We start from the raw sequence: 20840 nt of genomic DNA, 5'->3' as shown, positions 1-20840 counted from the left end.
GTCATGCTAAGCGTTTGCCCGGGTCATGGCAAAGGAGATGACATGGACGACCTGAATAACGCGCCGGATAGGGGCGCGACCGGTGATCCCGGCACCGTCGAGGTTACATTGCGACAACGCGCCAACAGGCGGCAGGCGCGGTACGGGATGCTGTTCGACTGTTTTCGTCATGTCATCACCGACAGCAGCGTGCTCTATCTCGGCGCCGGGGATGGCAAGTGGTGCGCCGACTTGGCGCAGGCCGGCGCCCTGCAGGTTGTCGGGGTCGAGGCGCAGGACGAGCTTATCGCCCAATTCGACGGTCTGCCCTCCATCGGGGCGCGGGAACGGGTCGAGATGCGCCGCGCCGCGCCGCTCGACTTTCTGCAAACCGCCGCCGACATGGACAAGAGGTTCGACCTCGTGGTGCTGATGGACGTGCTGCGCGACGTGTCCGACCTCCACGAGGTCTTCGAGGATATCGCCAGGCTTCGCCCCAGGATGGTGATGGGGGACGGGGTGCTGGCCACCTCGGCGGAGCCGCTCTTGCGGCTGGAACCGCGCCGCGCCGCCGGGGGCACGGCCCGCGCGCCGCACATGATCCCCAGCCGCGGCGCGATCACCCAGGCCGCCACCGCCAACGGGTTCGAGGTGGACTGGACCGACTGGACGCAATTGCCGCCATCGCTGCGCGAGGGGCTGTCGGATTATTACCGCTCCGGCCCCATCGCGCGCGCGAGTTTCACGCTGATCGACGCCGAGGCGTGATGATGTCCGGCTGGCATCGCACAGGCCCCAGGACCGGGGCATGGCGGCCTCAGCCCTCCTGCAGGTTGGTTTCCAGCCAGTGTTCCAGCCAGTGGATGTTGTAGTCGCCCGAGTGGATGTCGGGCTCCTGCAACAGCGCGTGAAACAGCGGCACCGTGGTGTCGACACCATCGACAATCAGCTCGCCCAGGGCGCGGTTCAGCCGCGCCAGCGCGGTGGCACGGTCCTGCCCATGCACGATCAGCTTGCCGATCAGGGAATCGTAATAGGGCGGGATCGAATAGCCATCGTACAGCGCCGAATCCATCCGCACGCCCAGGCCGCCAGGGGCGTGGAACTGCGTGATCCGGCCAGGCCGGGGCGAGAAGGTCGGTAGCTTCTCGGCGTTGATGCGGACCTCGATGGCATGACCGTTGATCTTCAGGTTCTCCTGGGTGAAGGACATCGGCAGCCCCTCGGCCACGCGGATCTGTTCCTGCACCAGGTCGACACCGAAGATCGCCTCGGTCACCGGGTGCTCGACCTGCAGGCGCGTGTTCATCTCGATGAAATAGAACTCGCCCTTCTCGTAGAGAAACTCGATAGTGCCCGCACCGGCATAGTCGATCTTGGCCACCGCGTCGGCGCAGGTCTTGCCGATCCGCGCGCGCTCTTCTTCAGTGATGCAGGGGCCGGGGGCCTCCTCGAACACCTTCTGGTGGCGGCGCTGCAGAGAACAGTCGCGCTCGCCCAGGTGCACCGCGCGGCCCTTGCCGTCGCCAAAGACCTGGATCTCGATATGGCGCGGCGTGGTCAGGTACTTCTCGATATAGACCTCGTCATTGCCGAAGGCCGCCTTGGCCTCGGACCGCGCGGTCAGAAAGGCATGCTCCATCTCGGCGGCGGTCTTTGCCACCTTCATGCCGCGCCCGCCACCGCCGGCGGTGGCCTTGACGATCACCGGATATCCGATCTCGTCCCCCAGCGCCTTGGCCGCCGCAAGGTCCGGCACGCCGCCCTCCGAGCCCGGCACGCAGGGCACGCCAAGCGCCTTCATCGTGTCCTTGGCGGTGATCTTGTCGCCCATCACCCGGATATGCTCGGCCGTGGGGCCGATGAAGGTCAGGTCATGGTCCTCGACGATCTGCACGAAATTGGCGTTCTCGGACAGAAAACCGTAACCGGGGTGGATGGCCTGCGCGCCCGTCACCTCGCAGGCGGCGATGATCGACGGGATCGACAGGTAGCTCTCGGATCCCGGCGGAGGGCCGATACAGACGGATTCGTCGGCCATGCGCACATGCATCGCGTCGGCATCGGCAGTCGAATGCACCGCGACGGTCCGGATGCCCATCTCGCGCGCGGCGCGGATCACCCGCAGGGCGATCTCGCCCCGGTTGGCCACAAGGATCTTGTCGAACATCGCTTGGCCCTTATTCGATGATCATCAGGGGGGCGCCGTATTCCACCGCGGCGCCGTCCTCGACCAGGATGCGCTTCACGGTCCCGGCACGCGGGGCGGGGATGTGGTTCATGGTCTTCATCGCCTCGACGATCAGCAGCGTATCGCCCTCGGCCACCTGCTGACCCACCGCGACGAAGGCCGGCGCGCCGGGTTCGGCCTGCATGTAGATCGTGCCCACCATGGGCGAGGTGACCGCACCGGGATGGCTGGCCGGGTCCTCGGACGGCGCGGGGGCGTCCGACGCCGCTGACGCGGCCGGGGCAGAGGGCGCGGCCGGCGCCGCCAATGCAGGGGCGGGCGCCGACATCTGCTGGACCACCTTCTGCTTGCGGCTGACGCGCACGTTCAGCGTATCGTCGTCGCCGTATTCGCGCTTGACCTCCAGTTCGGTCAGGTCGTTGTCGTTCAGCACCTCGGCCAGCGCTTTGATAAACGCCACATCCGCGTCGTGGTTCGTCTTGGAAGTCTTGTCCGGCATCCCGTATCCTCGAAGCTAGGGTCGCGACCCACTGTCCCGTCCGGCCGCGCCTGTCTTGTTTTGCGCGCTTATAGGCCAGGACGGGCCTACTTGAAAGCGCCTATTTGCAAGGAAATCTGGGGCATTTGGCGCCGGATTGCGAGGGGAAAATCAAAGGCGTCACAGGCGAGTGGCTTTTCGCCATCCAATGCGCGCACCGCGATGCAGCGGCAGAGTTTGCGATTGAACTGACCGGCGGTCGCGGAAACACTAGCGGCAACACGTTGGCCACGAGGTTGCGCATGAACATCGCCCATTGGCTTGAGCGCCAGGCAGAGGCACGCGGGACCGCGCCCGCGCTTTTCCACGGCACGCAAAGCGTTGCCGATTACGCCGGGCTTCACGCCCGTGCGGCCGCCTTCGCCGGCGGCCTGGTCGCGCGCGGGATCGGTCCCGGCGACCGCGTTGCGCTCTTCATGGCGAACCACCCCGCCTATCTCGTGGCGCTGTTCGGCAGTTGGATCGCCGGGGCCGTGGCCGTGCCGGTCAACGCCCGTCTGCACGGGCAGGAGGCGGCTTGGATTCTCGGCAACGCCGAGGCGTCGCTCTGCATCGCGACCGGGGCGCAGGCCAGGGCGCTGGAGGGGGCGCTGGCGGGGGCCGCCTGTCCGGTGGCGTCCCCGGACGAGATCGCGGGCGACGCGCTGCCCCTCGTGTCGCGGGCACCGTCGGACCTTGCGTGGCTTTTCTACACCTCCGGCACCACCGGGCGGCCCAAGGGCGTGCAGATCACCCACCGGATGCTTCAGGCGATGAGCCTTGCCTACCTCGCCTCGGTCGATGCGGTCGGCCCGCAAGACACCACGCTCTATGCCGCGCCGATGAGCCATGGCGCCGGGCTCTACAGCCTGGTGCATGTGCTGATGGGCGCCCGCCATGTGGTGCCCGAAAGCGGCGGCGTGGACCCGGGCGAAATCCTCGACCTCGCGGCGCAGTTCGGGCGGATGCACCTTTTCGCCGCGCCCACGATGGTCCGCCGTTTGACCGACCATGCGCGGGAGCAGGATCGCGACGGCACCGGCCTGCGCAGCATCGTCTATGGCGGAGGCCCGATGTACGTGGCCGATATCGAGGCGGCGCTGGAAGTGTTCGGGTCTGTCTTCCTCCAGATCTACGGCCAGGGCGAAGCACCTATGGCGATCACCGCCCTGTCGCGCGAAGACGTCGCCGCCCGGCGCGCGCTTGCCACCGTGGGCCTTGCCCAGGCCGGGGTCGAACTGCGCGTGGGCGACGCAGCGGGCAACCCCCTGCCGCCCGGCACGGTGGGCGAGATCATGGTGCGCGGCGACCTGGTGATGCCCGGCTACTGGCGCAACGAGGCCGCGACCGCTGAAACCATCCGCGACGGCTGGCTTTTCACCGGCGACATGGGAAGCCTCGATGCAAAGGGCTATCTCACGTTGCAGGACCGCTCCAAGGACGTGATCATCTCGGGTGGCCAGAACATCTATCCCCGCGAGGTCGAGGAGGCGCTGCTGACCCATGCAGATGTCTCCGAGGTGGCCGTGGTGGGCCGCCAAAGCGCCGAATGGGGCGAGGAGGTTGTGGCCTTCGTGGTGCCCAAGGGCGAGACGCTGGACGACGCCGCACTCGACGCCCATTGCCTGGACCGGATCGCGCGGTTCAAGCGGCCCAAGGCCTATTTCGCGGTGAAGGAATTGCCCAAGAACAACTACGGCAAGGTGGTGAAGACCGTGCTGCGCGAGAAACTTTCACAGCCGTAACCCGCCGGGCGCGGGCGGAAATTTGCAAATTTCCGCACCATTTTCTTGCAAGAAAATGCCCCAGGATTTGCGTAAATCCTGTTCCGGAAAATACGCATTTTCCGGGCCAATTTCCGCGCGGAAATTGGTGGCTTAATCGTCGTCTTTGTCCCCGGCCAACAGCCGGTCCGCCTTCTTGCGCACCAGCACCGAGCGCAGGTCGTGCATCGCCATCAAGAGCGCGTCTGTCACGTCTTCCAGCTGGTCATCCGTGGCGCGCGATTGGGCCCAGTGCGTGGTCAGGTTCAGGTAATCCACCGCTCGGTGAATATCGTCGATGTCCCGCCTTGCCAGCAACTCGGTGCGGGCATCCATCCATTCCTTGATGACCCGTGCGTCCTCGTCCGAAAGCTCGCGGTCGCCGTGGGGTTTGACCTGTCCGTTCTTGATGTTGATGACAGCGATCTGGTCCATCTCGATCCGCCGCTGGCGGTTCTCGGTGTCCACGCGAAACACGAACGCCCCGTTCTCGCGGACGCGGAAGTAATAGTCTGGCAACTCGCCGCTCACGCGGGCCTCCCCTGCGACGTGACAGGATTTCGGTCAATCGCCTGATCCATTACGACAATTTCCCGCAAAAGTCCGCTATCCGGGCGCAGGCCTCCTTCAGGGCGGCATCCGATGTGGCGTAACTGACACGGAAATAGGGCGACAGGCCGAAGGCCGCGCCATGCACCACCGCGACGCCGGTCTCCTCCAGCAGCGCCGTCACGAAGGCCTCGTCGCTGTCGATCGCCGTGCCGCCCGCGCTGGTCTTGCCGATCAGCCCTTCGATCGAAGGATAGACATAGAACGCCCCCTCGGGCCGCGGGCAGGTGATGCCCGGGATCGCGTTCAGCGCGTCGACCACCAGGTCGCGCCGCCGTACGAAGATCGCGTTATGGGGGGCAAGAAAATCCTGCGTGCCGTTCAGCGCCTCGACCGCGGCCCATTGGCTGATCGAACAGGGGTTCGAGGTGGATTGCGACTGGATCTTGCGCATCCCCCCGATCAGCACCTCGGGCCCGGCGGCATAGCCGATCCGCCAACCGGTCATCGCGTAGGCCTTGGAAACCCCGTTGCAGGTCAGCGTGCGCTCGTAAAGGCCCGGTTCCACCTGCGCCGGCGTGCAGAAGCGGAAATTGCCATAGGCCAGGTGTTCGTACATGTCGTCGGTCATCACCCAGACATGCGGATGCCGCATCAGCACATCCGTCAGCGCCTTCAGGTCGTCCCACGAATACCCCGCCCCGGTGGGATTGGACGGCGAATTGAAGATGAACCAGCGGGTCTTCGGCGTGATCGCCGCCTCCAGCGCCTCGGCCGTCAGCTTGAACCCGGTCTCGATCCCCGCCTCGACGATCACCGGCGTGCCCCCCGCCAGCGTCACCATGTCCGGGTAGCTGACCCAGTAAGGCGCCGGGATCACCACCTCGTCGCCGGGGTTCAGCGTGGCCATCAGCGCGTTATACAGGATTTGCTTGCCGCCCGAGGCGATGCTGACCTGCGCGGGCGTGTAGTCCAGCCCGTTGTCGCGCTTGAACTTGGCGCAGACCGCCTGTTTCAGCTCGGGGATGCCGTCGGGCGCGGTATAGCGCGTGCGGCCTTCCTCGATGGCGCGGATGCCCGCCGCGCGAATGTTCTCGGGCGTGTCGAAGTCGGGCTCGCCCGCGCTCAGGCCGATCACGTCCTCGCCGGCGGCCTTCATCTCCAGCGCCCTGGCAGAGATCGCCATGGTCGGCGAGGGTTTCACACGGGCCAATGTCGCGGATAGCGGATTCATGTCGCACCTCGGGTGGTTTTTCGGCTGTGGTCTTCGTAGGTCATGGCCCGTATGCTAGGCAAGACGCATTCGATGGGCCACGCCCCGGAAAGGAAGACCATGACCGCCGAAACGCAAAACGACTGGTACGATCCCGAGGCCACCACGTTCGGTGACCGCCTTGCGGGCGCGCGCGAGGCGGCGGGCATGACGCAAAAGCAGATGGCGCAGCGCCTCGGCGTCAAGCTCAAGACCCTGCAGGGCTGGGAAGACGACGTGACAGAACCGCGGGCGAACAAGCTTTCCACCATTTCCGGGCTGCTGAACGTCAGCCTGCGCTGGCTTCTCATGGCCGAGGGCGACGGCCCCGACGCCCCCAGCGACGCCGCCGAGGATGCGGACGTGACCGCACTCGTGACCGAGATCCGCGCCCTGCGTACCCAGGTCGTCGGCACCGCCGAACGCCTTGGGTTGCTTGAGAAAAAACTGCGCAAGGCCCTGCAGGACCGGGTCTGATCCAGCCCGTGACCGAGACCGGCGATACCAGGCTGAAGCGGCTGCGCATGCGGTCGATGCGGCGCGGCACCAAGGAGATGGACATCCTGCTGATGCGCTTTTCCGAGGCGCGTCTGGCCGCGCTGTCCCCGGCCGAACTGGACCTCTACGAGGCGCTGCTGGAAGAGAACGACCAGGACCTCTACCAGTGGGTCACGGGGCAGACGCCACCGCCGCCGCACCTGGCCGGCCTGATCGGGCAGGTCCGGGCCGCCTCCGCCGGCTGATTCAAGCCGCGAAATAGTTCGCATTTTACGCGGTATTGGCGGCATTTAACCGATTATTCGGCTTTCTTTGTCACATCGGTCTCCGAGCAGTAGCGCACGGAGACAGTGATGAGTTTTCAACAACAGATGCCGACCGCTGTGCAGTCGGATGGGTTCATGGCGGGGTATCTCGATGCGCTGTCACTGGTGGAGCGGCTGCACCGGCTGCTTCTGGATGTCATCAAGGACGAGTTCGAACGCATCGGCGTGCTAGAGATCAACGCGGTACAGGCGCTGCTGCTGTTCAATGTCGGCGACAATGAGGTCACGGCGGGCGAACTCAAGACCCGCGGCTATTACCAGGGCAGCAATGTCAGCTACAACCTCAAGAAGCTGGTCGAGATGGACTACATGCACCACCAGCGCTGCGAGATCGACCGCCGCTCGGTCCGCGTACGGCTGACGCAGAAGGGGCGGGGCATCCGCGACGTGGTCGCCGGCCTGTTCGAACGGCACGCCGAGGGGCTGCAATCGCGCGGCGTGATTAGCCATGACGGCATCGACCAGATCACCGGCGCCCTGCGCCGGGTCGAACGGTACTGGACCGACCAGATCCGCTATATCTACTGACACGTGTCGCGGGAAACCCGCGCCCCTTCCGGTTGATGACCGCGCTACGCCTTGCGCTGAAAACCCCGGTCGGACGCGATACACCTCAAGGCAGGCGCAGGCCCGCGGGCTGCGACGGCACGAGCCGGGACAGGTTCGGCAGTTGCAGCTCGCGCACCAGCTTGCGGCGCATGGCGGCGGCGAAATCCGCATGGTCCCGCGCGGTCTCGGCAAAGGCGCCGGGCCCGTGCAGGACGAAGGCGCGGAAATAGCCTTCCAAGGATTTGACGTTATGCAGGTTCTTCGACGTGTTCGACCGCGATTGCGGCCCGATCACCAGCCCGTTGACGGTCACGTCGCCCAGATCCCCCTCGGTCAGGTCGCGCGGGTGCAGCCCGATATTGGCCGGCCCGTCGCCCGAGATGTCCAGCGTCCACCGCAGGCAGCCCGCCTGCTGGCTCAGCGCCGCCACCCCGAACAGGATCGCCGCGCTGATCGCCGTCGTGGGGTCGTCGCCCCTGGCCTTTTGCGTCGCCCGCAGGCGGGCCGCAACCTCGGCCAGGCGCGCCGCGCCGTCGATCTCGGTCCAGTCCAGCAGCACGCGCTGGTCCCGTACGCCGCTCCATTCGTAGATCATCAGCCGCACAGGGGCTTCGGGGACCGCCAGGAACGCCTCCTGCACGTCCGGCGCCAAGAGCGCGGAGGCCAGCCCGTCGGTCTGCAGCCGGTATTCACCCGCGTCGACCGATCCCGACACGTCCAACCCCAGCGCCAGCGCCTGCCGACACTCGGCGTGGGCCACGCCCGCCCACATTGCAACGCAACAGACGGCCAGCGCCCGCAGGCTCATCCGTGCGGACCGGGGCGGGTCACGCCGCCCAGGATGATATCGTTGATTTCACGATAGAGTTTCCGGGTCATCGCCTCGGTGAACTCGTCGAACCCGTTGGCCACCACCAGAAACGCGCCCGGCCCGTGCAGCACTTCCGCCCCGTACCAGGTCAGCACGCCGGGGTCCTCGCCCAGCACCACCAGGCCGTTCACCGTGACGTTCTGCATCGGGAAATGCCGGTACGCCTCGCGCGGGCCGTAGCGATAGTTGTTCACCCCGTCGCCCGACACGTCGATCACCCGCCGCTCGCAGGCCGGCCCCTTTTGCAAAAGGCTCGCGCCATAGCCAAGCGCCGGCCCCATCGAGGTGGGAAACTCGTCATGGCTGCGGCGCATCTTCAGCAGGGTCTCGACCGCGCCGTCGATCGCGCCGGGGCCGTCCAGCACCGTCCAGTCCAGTTGCAGCTTGTGCTGGTAGAACCCGGACCATTCGTAGACCGCCAGGGCCACATGCCCCGGCGCGCCCCGCAGGATCGCGTGGCGTACTTCCTCGGCATCGAGCGCCGCGGCCAGCCCGACGCGCTGAAGGTCATACTCGGCAGCATCCACCGACGACGACACGTCGACCGCCAGCACCAGCGCCAGCCGGCACCCCTCGGCCCCGGCCCTGAGTGGCATCAGCGCCAAGAGCGCAAGGACCAGCGCGCGCCACGCCCTCATTGCGCCAACGCCCGCAGCCGGTCCCGTGCGGCCGCGTCCAGCCGCGCGCGCAGCACCATGTCATGGTCGAACAGGATGTCCTCGGTCCGCGTCCCCCAGCCGATGTTATGGGTCACCAGCGGGCGCGCGCCATCGGCGCTGCGGCCCTCGGACACGATCCCGATATGCGGCAGGCCCAACCCCGCCAACCGCCAGCTGACGATATCGCCCGGCGCGAAATCGTCCGGGTCGTCGCTCGGGTCCCGTGCCGCGCCGATCCGGCGCAGCAGGGTTTCCAGGTTCGGCACCCGCCGGTGGTCGATGTTGCGGTCGGTCGTGGAAAGGCCCCAGAGGGCGGGGTAGGCGGCAAAATCCGCTTTCATATCGCGGTTCACCGCCAGTTGCAGGTCGATCCCGTAGGCATCGCGCAACGCCCGGATCACCACGTCCGTGCACACGCCCCGTTCGCGCGGCACGTCGCCGCCGGGAAAGTCCAGCCCGACATAGGACGGATCGTAGATCACCGTCACGCCCACCTGGTCCGCCGCCGCCTCGGCCAGCGCGTCGGCCATGGCCGGGGCAGGGGCGGCCAGCACCGCCGCCGCGATCAGCGGAAGACGGTGCAGACCCATCACCAGTGCCCGGTGCTTTCCATGCTGGCCCAGGGCTCTGCCGGCCCCAGCGCGTCACCCGCCTGCAACAGCTCGACCGAGATGTTGTCGGGGCTGCGCACGAAGGCCATGCGTCCGTCGCGCGGCGGGCGGTTGATGGTCACGCCGTTGTCCTGCAGGTGCTTGCACATGTCGTAGATGTTATCGACCGAATAGGCCAAATGGCCGAAATGCCGGCTGTCATCGGGCAAGTCGTCGTCGCCGTCCCAGTTGAAGGTCAGCTCGACCGGGCATTCCTCTTGCCCCGGCGGCGCCATGAAGATCAGCGAAAAGCGGCCCTCCTCGCTGTCCATGCGCCGGGTCTCCTTCAGGCCCAAAAGCTCGTAGAAGGCCATGGATTTTTCCAGGTCCTTCACCCGGACCATCGTGTGCAGGTATTTCAGCGCCATAAGCGTGCGGCTCCTTTGTATTTGATTTCCCCACCACAGTTAGCCGAAAGCACCGCGCTGTCCAGAGCGGGGGCGGGGGCCTCAGAATTCCGAGCGGATGCCGAAACTGACCGAGGTTTCGTCCACGTCGAACCGGCTGATGTTGGAATCCGTCGCCTCGGTGTTCACCGACACGGTGGGCACGAAGCCCAGATAGCTCCAGTCCTGGAAGGTCGCTGTGACGCCGCCGAAGGTGCTGTTGTCGCTGCGCCCGCCGGGGACGGGGCCGATGATGCGGTACTTGTCGTACGCGACAAGGCTGTGGCCCAGCTGAAAGCTGAACAGAGCCGGCCCGATCTCGCGCCCCATCGTGTAGCTGACGATCCCGGTCCACTGGTCGCGCGCGCGGTTCACCCCGTCCGTTTCGGTGGTGCGGTAGTTCAGATATCCGCCGATCCGCGCGCCATTCGCCAGCTTGTAACTCAGCTGCGCGAAGCCTTCGTATTGCATGGCGTCGTTATAGGGCCAGGTCTCGTCTTCCTGGAACTCGACCGCGCCGCCAAAGCCGAGGCGCATGTTCTCACCAATGCGATTGTGCCGTTCGACCCCCAGCCGCGCGAAATCGTAAAGCGGGCTGTCGCCGTACCAGACGCGCCCGCCGGTCAGGTCGAATTCCCACTGGCCGCGCTTGGACGCGTCGACCGCCAGATGGTTCACCCCGACCTGCAACCGCGAGGACGAAATGTCCGATCCGCTCAGCCCCGGCACGGCATCGTTGAACGTCACCTGTCGCGTATAGGCCCGCCCGGTCAGCCGCGTCATGTACCGCTCGCCGTAGGCGATGCGATAGCTGCCCTGCAGATCGGTGGTGGCAACGATCCCGTCGATCGCCTGCGCGCTGGGCGACAGCACGCCCACAACCGGCACGCCGTCGATGATGTTGTAGGGGCTGTTGGATCCGTTGTTGACGTTGTCCGATGGCGAGACCGAGAATTTCAGGTTGAAGTTCAGCGGGTTGTGCGCGCGCACGGTGCGGAACGCCTTGACCGACTCCTGGCGCACGTCCTCGGTCGGCGCGTGTTGCACCGCGCGGCGCAGCCAGAACTGCGACAGGGTCAGCCGGTCGTCGGCATAGGCCATCTGCGAGGCCAGCTGCGCGGCCTCGTATTTCTGCACCTCTGTCTGGGCGGTGTTGAACGCCTTGCGCGCGGACTTGCGGCCAAACCCGTAGGCCTTGACCTGCGCGAAAGCCAGCGCCTGCGTGTAATGCGCCTGACCGTCACGTGGGTTGGCCTTGAGCAGGCCTTCGCTCAGTTGATAGGCCAGCTTCGGGCGGTTCTGCTTGAGTGCCTGAACGGCCAGCGCCTGCGCCTGGGGCAGGGTCATCTCGACGCCGTCTTCGGCCGGGGCCGAAAGACCCCAGGCCGACAGCGCCGCGATCAGCGCAAACGCGGCCGTGGCGCGGGCGTTACGGGTTCGTGCCGGCACAGCCAGCGGCGTCTTCGACAGGTTGGCCACATTGGTCGAGCACGAAAACGCCATATTCCTCTTCGTTTTCGAGGCCGAGCGGGTTGTTCGGTCCGTCGAATTCATCCAGGTGGATGACGCCCGCAACGCCGGACGCGTTCGTGCCTCCGAAAATACCACCGTAATCGCCAATCTTCTGGCCGGTCACGTTTTCACCGGGAAAATCGCCCTGCTCGTATTCGGCCTGACCGACGAAGGTACCATCGGAGCTTATCGGTGTGTTGACCAGGACGATCGAGGGCAGCGCGGTGCCGCCGTCCACGATCGTACGTTCGATGATGTTTCCTTCGACCGCAGCGTCATCTCCGAAATTTGCCTGAAGCTCCACGCGCCCGGTGACCTCGGCCGCCTGGGTCGGAACAAGGTCCGGGTCCAGACCGGCCGGAGGGGGCGTGAGATCTTCGCCGCTTCCGGCCAGGTTCGTGACGCCTACGTAGTTACCTGCATAGCTGACCTGGCCCGTTGCCGGCGAAAAGTCACCATCCCGCTCGTAGTACCCACCCCCGAAAAACCGGTTGCGCACTCCTCCCGAGGCGCTCGTACCGGCTCGAACACCTGAGTTGTTGTTGGCTTCTGCGACGTAGATCGTATAGTGACGGTCGCGCCCGTCGTCCTGGAACGTATAGGCTTCGTACCCGTTCCGATCCAGGCCGGGGCGCCGTCTGTACACCAGCGGATCGTCGCCTCCGTCCAGTGTCAGCCCCTCGACCGTCAATGTCTGCGTCGCCGCGTTGTAGTTCAGACGGGTCAGGTCACCGGCCAGCTCGGTCGGGATGCCTGCGTCGGTGCCCGGGTTGTCACCGTCCCCGCCGGTTCCGGGGTCCGGCGCCGCGGGGTCAGGGGTGAACGGGTTGCTGCCCCCGCCACATGCCAGCAGGAACGCCGGCAGCACGAGTGATGCCACGAAACGGTTCATGATGAGTACTGCCCTCAATATGTGGTCGTTTTTGTATTGTTTTGCCCGAGAGTCAGCGCGCAAGCCTGCAAAGTCAAAGTTTTTTTCATGCGCCGGGGCAGGAAAATCAGGCTGTGTTGCCCCGCAACCGCCACCCGATCTGGAGGATTGTTTGCGCCGCCTCACAAGATATAGTGGGGTGCGACTCGCATTAGTTGTCCGCGCCCCGCAAATGTCCAACGGCGGAAAGACCCGATGAAGCAATATCACGACGCACTGGCCCATGTGATGACCCATGGCGTGCCCTCGACCGACCGGACCGGCACCGGCACGATCTTGGCCTTCGGGCTGCAATCGCGCTATGCCATGGCCGACGGCTTCCCGCTGGTGACCACCAAGAAACTGCACCTGCGCTCGATCATACACGAGCTGCTGTGGTTCCTCTCGGGCGAGACCAACATCGCGTATCTCAAGGAAAACGGCGTTTCCATCTGGGACGAATGGGCGGACGCGGACGGCGACCTCGGGCCGGTCTATGGCCACCAGTGGCGCCACTGGCCGGGGCCGGTGGGCGAGATCGACCAGATCGAAACCCTGATGCAGATGATCCGCGACACCCCCGACAGCCGCCGCCTGATCGTCTCGGCCTGGAACCCGGGCGACGTGCCCGACATGGCCCTGCCGCCCTGTCACACGCTCTGGCAGGTGCGCATCAATGGCGGCAAGCTGCACCTGCAGCTGTACCAGCGCTCCGCCGATATGTTCCTCGGCGTGCCGTTCAACATCGCCTCCTACGCGCTATTGCTGCACATGCTGGCCCATGTCACCGGCTACGAGCCCGGCGATTTCGTCCACAGCTTCGGCGACGCGCATATCTATTCCAACCACGTCGACCAGGTGAAACTGCAACTGTCCCGCACGCCCAAGCCGCTACCGACGCTGCGCATCACCCGTGAGGTCAAATCGATCTTCGACTTCCGCTTTGAGGATTTCGAGATCACCGGCTACGACCCCGACCCGCACATTCCCGCCCCGGTGGCGGTCTGATGATCTCGCTGGTGGTGGCGACCGACCGCAACCGTGCCATCGGGCGGCAGGGGGGCATCCCGTGGCACATCCCCGCCGACCTCAAGTTCTTTTCGCGCGAGACCACCGGCACCGCCTGCATCATGGGCCGCCGCACGTGGGAAAGCCTGCCCGAGAAATACCGCCCCCTGCCGAACCGCCTGAACCTCGTGGTCTCCTCCGGCGCGCCCGACGGCGCCGAGCACGTCCATTCCTCCATCGACAGCGCCATCGCCGCCGCGCATGCCGCCGGCTATGCCCATATCTGCGGCATCGGCGGGGCCGGGATCTACGATGCCCTTCTGCCCCGCGCCGACCGGTTGGTGATCACCGAGGTCGACCTGGCCGTCGAGGACGCCGACACGTGGTTCCCGGAATATGAGGCGGCGGAGTGGCGGGAGAGCGTGCGGTTTGTCTTGCAGGACGAGGGGCCGCGATGTGAGGTGGTGGAGTTGTTGAGGTTGGTTTCATGAACGAGATTTACTCCGAGATTCCTAATGTGGATGTGATACTTGCCCTCACTCCTGAAGAGCTTGGTGCAAAATGCTTGAAGTATCTTAAGAAAAGAATTGGAGACCGGGATCCTTTTAGCGCGACCTTCAACATTCATAACGAGGTAAATAGTTTTCCAACGGCTGGGCGTGGCGCTAACTCTAGCGGCTATCCGCAAGAATACTCCAAGCAACTTAAAGCTGTATTCATGGAGGCTTTCTGGTGGTTAGTCGCGCAACAATTGTTGGTTCCTGCGCCAGACAGCAAAGATTGGTATGTAGTCAGTCGTCGCGGGATGTCCCTCAGTGACGAGGAAAACACCGTACAATTTTCGGCAAGTGTCGCCCTTCTAAGAGACAGTCTGCATCCGAATTTGTTGTCTGATGCTTGGATTTCGTTTCTAAGGATCGATTATCCGACGGCAGTTTTCCAAGCTATGCGTGCGGTGGAGATTCAGGTCCGGGAGGCCGGGGGCTTCGTGGATGCAGATCTGGGCGTCAACCTAATGCGGAAAGCCTTTCACAAGGAAAATGGGCCTCTAACTGATTTATCTACTGAAGTTGGAGAAAGGGAGGCGCTTGCGGCACTTTTTGTTGGTGCAGTCGGTTCGTACAAAAACCCGCACTCTCACAGGCGAGTACCTTTGCAAGACCCTCGAGAAGCAGCAGAGATATTATCTCTGGCAAGTCATCTACTTCGGATAGTTGATTCTAGGCGCTAGAAGTTTTGTTCGTTCTAGTGAGAGGCCAATTTACTTCTTACCGGCCGCTATCTCCCTATCTCTATCCCACATCAAAAAAATTGACACACCCCCGCCAGCGCGTACCATATCTGGTATCCGTGGGACGGGCTGAAAAAAATTATAGCGAACGAGGACCTTATGCGCATTCTTAAACCCATCGTGGCCGCGCTGGCCATGACCGCCATCGCCGGGCCGGCGCTCGCCGATGCCAAGATCTATCCGTATCATTCCAAGGAAAACTATTGCCCCTACGGCCTGCAGCCGATCACCATTTCCGGTGTCATCTGCTGCGGCAAGCCGAACCAGACGCAAAGCTACAAACAGGTCATGCAGCACCCGGCGCCCAGGAAACGGCACTATGTCCACAAGTCCCGCCAGTCCCACAACTGTGCCGAAGGGCAGAAGGGCTGCTTCTGATCCACCGCCGACGGACCTGAAATCGGTGAAAAGGGCGTACCGGGGGTGCGCTCTTTTTTCGTGTGACGGCGGCGGTCCGGCGGGCACGGGCGTATATCTTGCGTATATACGCGCACTATACTTGCGGTCATAAATCTGTTACATGTCGTCTCCCGGTGATTTACAGGAGTAGCCCCATGTTCAGGTGTATCATCCCCGTCACCCTGGCCGCCCTCGGCGCCGTTCCGGCGGTTGCGGCCAGCCCCATCGCGGACATCCTCTGCGCGCCCAGCCACAGCCTGACGCAGAAGCTGACCCGCCAGTTCGGCGAGTCGCGTCTCGCGCGGGGCACCCAGGGTCCCGATCAGGTCATGGAGGTCTGGACGGATGACAGCGGCGGCTGGACGCTGGTGGTGACGTATGCCACCGGCACGTCCTGCATCGTCGCAATGGGGGAAAATTGGGACGTTGTTCAGGCCGACAACCCGGCCTGAACCGCTCTTTCGCGTCGCACACACGCTCGGGCGGTTTCAGACCGCCTTCAGATTGACCGCCATGGGCCGACCGTCGCGGCCTTCCTGAAGCTCGTATTCAACCTTTTGATTGTCGGCCAGGCCGGTCATTCCGGATTGTTCCACCTGGCTGATATGCACGAAGACGTCCTTGCCGCCTTCTTCCGGGGCGATGAAACCATAGCCCTTCGTCGTATTGAACCATTTAACGGTGCCTGTCGGCATTCCGCTTCTCCTTCTTGCCGTTCTATTCCCCGGGTATGCCGGGCCATGCGGCCAAGGGGCCTCTGCTGGCCCCCGGCACGTCGGCCGGAGGTTGCAAGACCAAGACCACGGTAATGAAGATTGTGCACAGCGTGTAAAAAGCAAGTGAAACACGGCGGGCCCATGCTTAGGTAGGGTCACCTGATGAAAACGTGAGCGGACGACACCATGATCCTTTACGGGCTGAAAACCTGCGACACCTGCCGCAAGGCGCTGAAATCTCTTGAAAACGCCGAGTTTCGCGATGTCCGCGCCGATGGCGTGCCCGCCGACGTGCTGCGGGCGGCGCATGGAAAATTCGGCGCGGCCTTGCTCAACACCCGCTCCACCACCTGGCGCGACCTGTCCGAGGCCGTACGCGCGGGCGACCCGCTCGACCTGCTCGCCGCGCATCCCACGCTGATGAAACGCCCATTGATCGACGATGGCGGCACGCTCTACCTCGGCTGGGGCAAGGACGTGCAGGCGGCGCTGACCTAAAGCAGACAGGAGACGACCATGCGCAACGCGGCACTTGTTCTGGGCCTCATCGGTGGCTGCCTCGCCCTGATCGTGGGCTTCTTCACCTTCGGCTATACGGAGTTCATTCGCGAATACGGTGAGGTCGAGGGGCTGGCTTCCGCGCTCGACCGCGAAGGACTTGTGCGCACCGCCAGCTTCGTCTCGCCGCTCTTGGCCATTGCCGGGGCGGCCATGGCCAAGGCCCGGGCGCTCTGGGGCGGCATCCTGATGCTGATCTCGGCGGCGCTGATGACCTACACGTTCGGCATCGGGCCCTTCACGCTTTTTCCCATCGGCTTCGTCGGGCTGGCCGGCCTATTGGCCATCGCCGCCGGCAAACCCGACGAACCCAAGGCCCATTTCTGAACCTCGGCTGACAAAAGCTCACCCCGCCCCGGACCCCGAGCCGGGGCCTCGCGCGGAAGGGCAAGAGGCCCCGGGTCAAGCCCGGGGCGTGCGGTTCCTTGCAATAGGCGTCAGGCGAGATCGGGTGGCGTCGCGTCCTTGGCCAGCCATGCCGTGACCTCCTCCAGGCCCTGCACACTGGTCTGTTTTTCGCCCAGCCGCCGTACCGACACGGTCTTTTCCTCGACCTCGCGCATCCCCACGGCCAGGATCACCGGCACCTTGCCCACAGAGTGTTCGCGGACCTTGTAGTTGATCTTCTCGTTGCGCAAATCCGCCTCGGCCCGAACGCCCGCGGCCTTCAACTGATCGACCACGTCCAGCACGTACTCGTTCGCCTCGGACACGATCGAGGCCACGACCACTTGCCTGGGGGCCAGCCAGAAGGGCAGCTTGCCTTCCCAGTTCTCGATCAGGATGCCGATGAACCGCTCGAAGCTGCCCAGCGTCGCGCGGTGCAGCATGTAAGGCCGGTGCTTTTCGCCATCCGCGCCGATATAGGTCGCATCCAGCCGCTCGGGCAGGTTGGGGTCCACCTGAAACGTGCCGCATTGCCAGACCCGGCCGATGGCGTCGGTCAGGTAAAAGTCCAGCTTGGGCCCGTAAAACGCGCCATCGCCCGGCTCCAGCGTATAGTCACGCCCCACCGCCTTGATCGCGTTTTCCAGCGCGCCTTCGACATAGTCCCAGCTTTCATCCGTGCCCACGCGCTTTTCGGGCCGCGTTGCGAACCGGATCTCGAACTCCGGGAAACCAAGCTCGCGGTAGACATCCGCGAGGAAATCGATGAACCGCGCGCATTCCTCCTGGATCTGCTCTTCGGTGCAGAAGATATGCGCGTCATCCTGCGTGAACCCGCGCACCCGCATGATCCCGTGCAGCGCGCCCGATGGCTCGAACCGCGCACACGAGCCGAACTCGGCCAGCCGCAAAGGCAGGTCGCGATAGGATTTCAGACCCTGGTTGAACACCTGCACGTGGCAGGGACAGTTCATCGGCTTCAGCGCGTTGATCCGCGTCTGCTCCTTGTTCTTGACGCCCGCGTCGTCATCCTCGCCGTCGCGGCTTTCGTCCACCTCCACGATGAACATGTGGTGCTGGTACTTGTCCCAGTGGCCGGATTTCTCCCACAGCTTGCGGTCCACGACCTGCGGCGTGTTGATCTCGCGATAGCCCCCGGCGCGCTGCTTGCGGCGCATGTAGTCCTGCAACTGGGTATAGATCGTCCAGCCGTTGGGGTGCCAGAACACCTGTCCCGGCGCCTCTTCCTGCATGTGAAACAGGCTCATCTCGCGGCCCAGCTTGCGGTGGTCGCGCTTCTCGGCCTCTTCGAGGAAATTCAGGTATGCCTTCAGCTTTTCCTTGCCGGTGAAGGCCACGCCATAGATCCGTTGCAACATCTGGCGGCTGGAATCCCCGCGCCAATAGGCTCCCGCGATGGACATCAGCTTGAACGCATCCGCCGGAACCTGGCCGGTATGCTGCAAATGCGGCCCACGGCACAGGTCCTGCCAGTCGCCATGCCAATACATCCGCAACGGCTCGTCGCCCGGAATGGCGTCGATCAACTCGACCTTGTAGGGCTCGCCATTGTCCTTGTAGTGCTGCACCGCGCGGTCCCGCTCCCACACCTCGGTGCGGACCGGATCGCGCAGGTTGATGATCTCGCGCATCTTCTTCTCGATGGCACCCAGATCCTCGGGCGTGAAGGGCTCGTCCCGGTCGAAATCGTAATACCAGCCATTCTCGATCACCGGGCCGATGGTGACCTTGGTCTCGGGCCAGATCTCCTGCACGGCGCGGGCCATGATGTGCGCAAGGTCGTGGCGCACCAGCTCGTTGGCGGCCTCCTCGTCCTTCATCGTGTTGATGGCGATCTCGGCATCCTGCTCGATGGGCCAGGCCAGGTCCCAGTGCTTGCCGTCCACATGGGCGGAAATGGCCTTCTTGGCCAGCGAAGTTGAAATGTCGGCGGCGACCTCCGCCGGGGTTATCCCAGCGTCGTATTGCCGCGCATTGCCATCGGGAAGGGTAAGAGAGATCTGAGCCATGTCTGGCCTCCTCGTCAGTTTGGCGCCCACGGAACGCCCGGTTGCGGGTTATGGTGTCTTGGCCCGGGTTGTGGCGCGGGCCGGGGGGCAAGTCAAGCATGGCCTGCCCAGCCTGGCCGTTCGTCTCGCCAAGTCAGTCGTCCAAACGCGGATTCGGTGTGCAAAAGTATGCGAATCCGCCTTGCCGCGTCGCAGCGCACCCTTCTGAAAGCCTTTGATAAGGAACGAAAAATTCCCCTTTACGATGTGCCGAAATCTCCTATATAACAATATCGAAACGTGCATTCAGGTTTACTTATCGCACGTCGCCGTATCGTAAGGAGCAGAAGACCATGGCACGCTACAACGACAAATTCGAACTCTCCGTCGAGGACATGGAACTGATCGAAAGCGCTCTGCACAGCTCGAAATCGAACCAGCCCGAGCCGGTGACCCGTCGCATCCACGACCTCCTCGGTCGGCTGCACAACCAAAAAGTTTTTTACCGTCCCAAGTCCGCGCCCTATGTCGGAGGCTAACCAGCCTCAACGACAAGGTGCGCAGTGCAAGCCGCATTCGAACGACTGACAGGACAGGAAAGTGACAAGGCCGAGGCCCGCAACGGGCTTCGGCATATCTTTTCCCTCAGCCTTACCAAAATCGCCGACGGCCTGATTGACCCCAAGCTGGTGCTCAGTTGGCTTCTGGGTGTTCTCGGCGCGCCGGGCAGCCTTGTCGCCCTGCTTGTGCCGTTGCGCGAGGCCGGGGCGCTTCTGCCGCAGGTCCTGATGGCGCCCTGGCTGGAACAGCGCAAGCAACGCCGTTGGATGTGGGTTGCGGGCAGCGCGGGACAGGGGCTCATGGCCGCCGGCATCGCCGCCTCGGCTATTTTCCTGCAAGGCTGGGCGGCGGGGCTTGCCATCTGCGTGCTCTTGGCCACGCTGGCGATCTTCCGCGCGGCCTGCTCGGTCTCTTACAAAGACATCCTGGGCAAGACCGTGGGCCAGACCAAGCGTGGCGCGGTCACCGGCATGGCAGGCTCGGTCGCGTCCATCGCGGTGCTGGTCTTTGCCGGGCTGATGCTGTCGGGCCTGATCCAGACCAAAGCCGCCGTGATCGCCGCCATCGCGCTCGCCGCCTGCCTCTGGGTCGCCGCGGCCATCATCTTCTCGACTCTCGACGAAGAGGACAGCACCCCGCAACAGGACACCGGCCTGCACCGCTTCCGCGACGTGATCCGCGAAGACGCGAACCTGCGCCGCTTCATCCTGGTGCGCGGCCTTCTGACCGCCACCGCGCTTGCGCCGCCGTTCCTGGCCGTGATGACCACACAAGGCGACGACAACAACCTGCGCACACTGGGCGCATTGCTGGTGGCCTCCGCAGCGGCGGGGTTCGTCAGCTCCTACGCTTGGGGCTGGCTGGCCGACCGCTCCAGCCGCCTGATGCTGCTCGCGGCAGGGCTTCTGGGGGCGCTGGCCATGGCGGCGGGCGTCCTGGCGAACATCGCGGGATGGGCCCAGACCACCGCAATAATACCCGGCGTTCTCTTCGTGCTGATGGTGGCCTATCACGGCGTGCGGCAGGCGCGCTCGACTTACCTTGTCGACATCTCGCCCGAGGATCGCCGCACCGTGAATTCCGCCGTCGCCAACCTTGCCATCGGGATCATCCTGCTGCTGGCGGGGGCCTTTGGCGGCGCGCTCAGCTGGGTCGGTCCGAACGCCGCCCTAATCGGGTTTGCGGCCATGTCGGCCCTAGGCGGGCTGGCCGCGCTCGGCCTTCGCGATGTCAAATAACGGCATACATCTGCATACAATTGTATCGCGCCGTATTCGCCTGTATGCGAATGTTCACTGT

At 64.4% G+C, this 20840-nt stretch carries 26 protein-coding genes; 14 read left to right on the top strand and 12 right to left on the bottom strand.

Annotated elements, in window-relative coordinates; translation table 11 throughout:
• Positions 1 to 42: 42 nt before the first annotated feature.
• Positions 43 to 747, top strand: coding sequence for a class I SAM-dependent methyltransferase (locus ACQY4V_RS10330; RefSeq protein WP_428511381.1), 705 nt, complete (start codon positions 43 to 45; stop codon positions 745 to 747).
• A 49-nt stretch (positions 748 to 796) separates the two neighbouring features.
• Here ACQY4V_RS10330 and accC read toward each other — a convergent pair whose 3' ends face one another.
• Positions 797 to 2149 carry an acetyl-CoA carboxylase biotin carboxylase subunit gene (gene accC / locus ACQY4V_RS10325; RefSeq protein ID WP_428511379.1) on the bottom strand — a complete coding sequence of 451 codons (1353 nt, stop codon included), beginning with the start codon at positions 2147 to 2149 and terminating at the stop codon, positions 797 to 799.
• Positions 2150 to 2159: 10 nt separating this feature from the next.
• The gene (gene accB / locus ACQY4V_RS10320; RefSeq protein WP_428511377.1) at positions 2160 to 2669 is read right to left on the bottom strand and encodes an acetyl-CoA carboxylase biotin carboxyl carrier protein; all 510 of its coding nucleotides are present in this window, start codon (positions 2667 to 2669) and stop codon (positions 2160 to 2162) included.
• Between the two features lie 281 nt (positions 2670 to 2950).
• Between accB and ACQY4V_RS10315 the strand changes: the two genes are divergently transcribed.
• Positions 2951 to 4432: a class I adenylate-forming enzyme family protein gene (locus ACQY4V_RS10315; RefSeq protein WP_428511375.1), complete on the top strand. Its 1482-nt coding sequence runs from the start codon at positions 2951 to 2953 to the stop codon at positions 4430 to 4432.
• A 132-nt stretch (positions 4433 to 4564) separates the two neighbouring features.
• Here ACQY4V_RS10315 and ACQY4V_RS10310 read toward each other — a convergent pair whose 3' ends face one another.
• On the bottom strand, positions 4565 to 4981 hold the full coding sequence (locus ACQY4V_RS10310) for a hypothetical protein (protein ID WP_428511373.1): 417 nt from the start codon (positions 4979 to 4981) through the stop codon (positions 4565 to 4567).
• A gap of 49 nt (positions 4982 to 5030) precedes the next feature.
• The gene (locus tag ACQY4V_RS10305; protein ID WP_428517129.1) at positions 5031 to 6233 is read right to left on the bottom strand and encodes a pyridoxal phosphate-dependent aminotransferase; all 1203 of its coding nucleotides are present in this window, start codon (positions 6231 to 6233) and stop codon (positions 5031 to 5033) included.
• Positions 6234 to 6275: 42 nt separating this feature from the next.
• On the opposite strand from ACQY4V_RS10305, the gene ACQY4V_RS10300 reads away from it, so the two are divergent.
• The 3 genes from ACQY4V_RS10300 to ACQY4V_RS10290 all read left to right on the top strand — a co-directional run bounded on the left by ACQY4V_RS10300 (position 6276) and on the right by ACQY4V_RS10290 (position 7603).
• Positions 6276 to 6728 (top strand): helix-turn-helix domain-containing protein, encoded by a 453-nt coding sequence (locus ACQY4V_RS10300; RefSeq protein ID WP_428517127.1) that lies wholly within the window; start codon positions 6276 to 6278, stop codon positions 6726 to 6728.
• 8 nt (positions 6729 to 6736) lie between these two features.
• The gene (locus ACQY4V_RS10295) at positions 6737 to 6994 is read left to right on the top strand and encodes a succinate dehydrogenase assembly factor 2 (protein WP_428517125.1); all 258 of its coding nucleotides are present in this window, start codon (positions 6737 to 6739) and stop codon (positions 6992 to 6994) included.
• Between the two features lie 108 nt (positions 6995 to 7102).
• Positions 7103 to 7603 carry a MarR family winged helix-turn-helix transcriptional regulator gene (locus tag ACQY4V_RS10290; protein ID WP_254702944.1) on the top strand — a complete coding sequence of 167 codons (501 nt, stop codon included), beginning with the start codon at positions 7103 to 7105 and terminating at the stop codon, positions 7601 to 7603.
• Between the two features lie 85 nt (positions 7604 to 7688).
• On the opposite strand, the gene ACQY4V_RS10285 is transcribed toward ACQY4V_RS10290, so the two are convergent.
• From ACQY4V_RS10285 to ACQY4V_RS10260, 6 genes are all read right to left on the bottom strand, one after another.
• Complete coding sequence (locus tag ACQY4V_RS10285; RefSeq protein ID WP_428517123.1) at positions 7689 to 8432, bottom strand: DUF1194 domain-containing protein; 744 nt, start codon at positions 8430 to 8432, stop codon at positions 7689 to 7691.
• Positions 8429 to 9133 carry a DUF1194 domain-containing protein gene (locus ACQY4V_RS10280; RefSeq protein WP_428517121.1) on the bottom strand — a complete coding sequence of 235 codons (705 nt, stop codon included), beginning with the start codon at positions 9131 to 9133 and terminating at the stop codon, positions 8429 to 8431. The genes ACQY4V_RS10285 and ACQY4V_RS10280 overlap by 4 nt, the downstream gene beginning before the upstream one ends.
• Positions 9130 to 9744: a DUF1287 domain-containing protein gene (locus ACQY4V_RS10275; RefSeq protein ID WP_428517119.1), complete on the bottom strand. Its 615-nt coding sequence runs from the start codon at positions 9742 to 9744 to the stop codon at positions 9130 to 9132. The genes ACQY4V_RS10280 and ACQY4V_RS10275 overlap by 4 nt, the downstream gene beginning before the upstream one ends.
• Positions 9744 to 10172: a VOC family protein gene (locus tag ACQY4V_RS10270; RefSeq protein WP_428517117.1), complete on the bottom strand. Its 429-nt coding sequence runs from the start codon at positions 10170 to 10172 to the stop codon at positions 9744 to 9746. The genes ACQY4V_RS10275 and ACQY4V_RS10270 overlap by 1 nt, the downstream gene beginning before the upstream one ends.
• A gap of 81 nt (positions 10173 to 10253) precedes the next feature.
• Positions 10254 to 11693: a hypothetical protein gene (locus tag ACQY4V_RS10265; protein WP_428517115.1), complete on the bottom strand. Its 1440-nt coding sequence runs from the start codon at positions 11691 to 11693 to the stop codon at positions 10254 to 10256.
• Positions 11620 to 12594, bottom strand: a complete 975-nt coding sequence (locus tag ACQY4V_RS10260) for a thymidylate synthase (protein WP_428517113.1) — start codon at positions 12592 to 12594, stop codon at positions 11620 to 11622. The genes ACQY4V_RS10265 and ACQY4V_RS10260 overlap by 74 nt, the downstream gene beginning before the upstream one ends.
• Positions 12595 to 12828: 234 nt before the next feature.
• Between ACQY4V_RS10260 and ACQY4V_RS10255 the strand changes: the two genes are divergently transcribed.
• The 5 genes from ACQY4V_RS10255 (at position 12829) to ACQY4V_RS10235 (ending at position 15762) form a co-directional block, all read left to right on the top strand.
• Positions 12829 to 13620, top strand: a complete 792-nt coding sequence (locus ACQY4V_RS10255; RefSeq protein ID WP_428517111.1) for a thymidylate synthase — start codon at positions 12829 to 12831, stop codon at positions 13618 to 13620.
• Positions 13620 to 14111: a dihydrofolate reductase gene (locus ACQY4V_RS10250; protein WP_428517109.1), complete on the top strand. Its 492-nt coding sequence runs from the start codon at positions 13620 to 13622 to the stop codon at positions 14109 to 14111. The genes ACQY4V_RS10255 and ACQY4V_RS10250 overlap by 1 nt, the downstream gene beginning before the upstream one ends.
• A complete protein-coding gene (locus ACQY4V_RS10245; protein ID WP_428517107.1) occupies positions 14108 to 14851 on the top strand; it encodes a TIGR02391 family protein in 744 nt (247 codons plus the stop codon). Before ACQY4V_RS10250 ends, ACQY4V_RS10245 begins: the two co-directional genes overlap by 4 nt.
• Before the next feature lie 159 nt (positions 14852 to 15010).
• A complete protein-coding gene (locus ACQY4V_RS10240) occupies positions 15011 to 15289 on the top strand; it encodes a hypothetical protein (protein WP_428517105.1) in 279 nt (92 codons plus the stop codon).
• A 176-nt stretch (positions 15290 to 15465) separates the two neighbouring features.
• Positions 15466 to 15762: a hypothetical protein gene (locus tag ACQY4V_RS10235; RefSeq protein WP_428517103.1), complete on the top strand. Its 297-nt coding sequence runs from the start codon at positions 15466 to 15468 to the stop codon at positions 15760 to 15762.
• Positions 15763 to 15798: 36 nt separating this feature from the next.
• Here ACQY4V_RS10235 and ACQY4V_RS10230 read toward each other — a convergent pair whose 3' ends face one another.
• Positions 15799 to 16005 carry a cold-shock protein gene (locus tag ACQY4V_RS10230; protein ID WP_057790118.1) on the bottom strand — a complete coding sequence of 69 codons (207 nt, stop codon included), beginning with the start codon at positions 16003 to 16005 and terminating at the stop codon, positions 15799 to 15801.
• A 207-nt stretch (positions 16006 to 16212) separates the two neighbouring features.
• On the opposite strand from ACQY4V_RS10230, the gene ACQY4V_RS10225 reads away from it, so the two are divergent.
• Together ACQY4V_RS10225 and ACQY4V_RS10220 are read left to right on the top strand one after the other, a co-directional pair.
• Positions 16213 to 16524 carry an arsenate reductase family protein gene (locus tag ACQY4V_RS10225; RefSeq protein WP_428517101.1) on the top strand — a complete coding sequence of 104 codons (312 nt, stop codon included), beginning with the start codon at positions 16213 to 16215 and terminating at the stop codon, positions 16522 to 16524.
• Between the two features lie 18 nt (positions 16525 to 16542).
• Positions 16543 to 16911, top strand: a complete 369-nt coding sequence (locus ACQY4V_RS10220; RefSeq protein WP_428517099.1) for a hypothetical protein — start codon at positions 16543 to 16545, stop codon at positions 16909 to 16911.
• Between the two features lie 110 nt (positions 16912 to 17021).
• Here ACQY4V_RS10220 and thrS read toward each other — a convergent pair whose 3' ends face one another.
• Entirely contained in the window at positions 17022 to 19001 is a 1980-nt protein-coding gene (thrS, locus tag ACQY4V_RS10215; protein WP_428517097.1) for a threonine--tRNA ligase, read from the bottom strand.
• A gap of 332 nt (positions 19002 to 19333) precedes the next feature.
• On the opposite strand from thrS, the gene ACQY4V_RS10210 reads away from it, so the two are divergent.
• Both ACQY4V_RS10210 and ACQY4V_RS10205 read left to right on the top strand, forming a co-directional pair.
• Positions 19334 to 19519: a hypothetical protein gene (locus tag ACQY4V_RS10210; protein ID WP_222450710.1), complete on the top strand. Its 186-nt coding sequence runs from the start codon at positions 19334 to 19336 to the stop codon at positions 19517 to 19519.
• Between the two features lie 24 nt (positions 19520 to 19543).
• The gene (locus ACQY4V_RS10205; RefSeq protein WP_428517095.1) at positions 19544 to 20779 is read left to right on the top strand and encodes an MFS transporter; all 1236 of its coding nucleotides are present in this window, start codon (positions 19544 to 19546) and stop codon (positions 20777 to 20779) included.
• The last annotated feature ends 61 nt before the right edge of the window (positions 20780 to 20840 follow it).

It is taken from the genome of Roseovarius sp., from assembly GCF_965277045.1.
In the GTDB taxonomy this organism is placed as follows: domain Bacteria; phylum Pseudomonadota; class Alphaproteobacteria; order Rhodobacterales; family Rhodobacteraceae; genus Roseovarius.
Note: the sequence above shows the minus strand (reverse complement) of the source record. Positions and strands in the feature narration are given on the sequence as shown.

What these genes read in the sequence shown, in the direction of transcription:
- ACQY4V_RS10330 (WP_428511381.1), top strand. Translation starts at nt 43, where the DNA reads ATGGACGACCTGAATAACGCGCCGGATAGGGGCGCGACCGGTGATCCC.
- ACQY4V_RS10260 (WP_428517113.1), bottom strand. Translation starts at nt 12,594, where the DNA reads ATGAACCGTTTCGTGGCATCACTCGTGCTGCCGGCGTTCCTGCTGGCA.
- ACQY4V_RS10270 (WP_428517117.1), bottom strand. Translation starts at nt 10,172, where the DNA reads ATGGCGCTGAAATACCTGCACACGATGGTCCGGGTGAAGGACCTGGAA.
- ACQY4V_RS10245 (WP_428517107.1), top strand. Translation starts at nt 14,108, where the DNA reads ATGAACGAGATTTACTCCGAGATTCCTAATGTGGATGTGATACTTGCC.
- ACQY4V_RS10220 (WP_428517099.1), top strand. Translation starts at nt 16,543, where the DNA reads ATGCGCAACGCGGCACTTGTTCTGGGCCTCATCGGTGGCTGCCTCGCC.
- ACQY4V_RS10230 (WP_057790118.1), bottom strand. Translation starts at nt 16,005, where the DNA reads ATGCCGACAGGCACCGTTAAATGGTTCAATACGACGAAGGGCTATGGT.
- ACQY4V_RS10240 (WP_428517105.1), top strand. Translation starts at nt 15,011, where the DNA reads ATGCGCATTCTTAAACCCATCGTGGCCGCGCTGGCCATGACCGCCATC.
- ACQY4V_RS10275 (WP_428517119.1), bottom strand. Translation starts at nt 9,744, where the DNA reads ATGGGTCTGCACCGTCTTCCGCTGATCGCGGCGGCGGTGCTGGCCGCC.
- ACQY4V_RS10280 (WP_428517121.1), bottom strand. Translation starts at nt 9,133, where the DNA reads ATGAGGGCGTGGCGCGCGCTGGTCCTTGCGCTCTTGGCGCTGATGCCA.
- ACQY4V_RS10290 (WP_254702944.1), top strand. Translation starts at nt 7,103, where the DNA reads ATGAGTTTTCAACAACAGATGCCGACCGCTGTGCAGTCGGATGGGTTC.
- ACQY4V_RS10210 (WP_222450710.1), top strand. Translation starts at nt 19,334, where the DNA reads ATGGCACGCTACAACGACAAATTCGAACTCTCCGTCGAGGACATGGAA.
- ACQY4V_RS10285 (WP_428517123.1), bottom strand. Translation starts at nt 8,432, where the DNA reads ATGAGCCTGCGGGCGCTGGCCGTCTGTTGCGTTGCAATGTGGGCGGGC.
- ACQY4V_RS10250 (WP_428517109.1), top strand. Translation starts at nt 13,620, where the DNA reads ATGATCTCGCTGGTGGTGGCGACCGACCGCAACCGTGCCATCGGGCGG.
- ACQY4V_RS10265 (WP_428517115.1), bottom strand. Translation starts at nt 11,693, where the DNA reads ATGGCGTTTTCGTGCTCGACCAATGTGGCCAACCTGTCGAAGACGCCG.
- accB (WP_428511377.1), bottom strand. Translation starts at nt 2,669, where the DNA reads ATGCCGGACAAGACTTCCAAGACGAACCACGACGCGGATGTGGCGTTT.
- ACQY4V_RS10305 (WP_428517129.1), bottom strand. Translation starts at nt 6,233, where the DNA reads ATGAATCCGCTATCCGCGACATTGGCCCGTGTGAAACCCTCGCCGACC.
- thrS (WP_428517097.1), bottom strand. Translation starts at nt 19,001, where the DNA reads ATGGCTCAGATCTCTCTTACCCTTCCCGATGGCAATGCGCGGCAATAC.
- ACQY4V_RS10255 (WP_428517111.1), top strand. Translation starts at nt 12,829, where the DNA reads ATGAAGCAATATCACGACGCACTGGCCCATGTGATGACCCATGGCGTG.
- ACQY4V_RS10225 (WP_428517101.1), top strand. Translation starts at nt 16,213, where the DNA reads ATGATCCTTTACGGGCTGAAAACCTGCGACACCTGCCGCAAGGCGCTG.
- ACQY4V_RS10315 (WP_428511375.1), top strand. Translation starts at nt 2,951, where the DNA reads ATGAACATCGCCCATTGGCTTGAGCGCCAGGCAGAGGCACGCGGGACC.
- accC (WP_428511379.1), bottom strand. Translation starts at nt 2,149, where the DNA reads ATGTTCGACAAGATCCTTGTGGCCAACCGGGGCGAGATCGCCCTGCGG.
- ACQY4V_RS10235 (WP_428517103.1), top strand. Translation starts at nt 15,466, where the DNA reads ATGTTCAGGTGTATCATCCCCGTCACCCTGGCCGCCCTCGGCGCCGTT.
- ACQY4V_RS10300 (WP_428517127.1), top strand. Translation starts at nt 6,276, where the DNA reads ATGGCCCGTATGCTAGGCAAGACGCATTCGATGGGCCACGCCCCGGAA.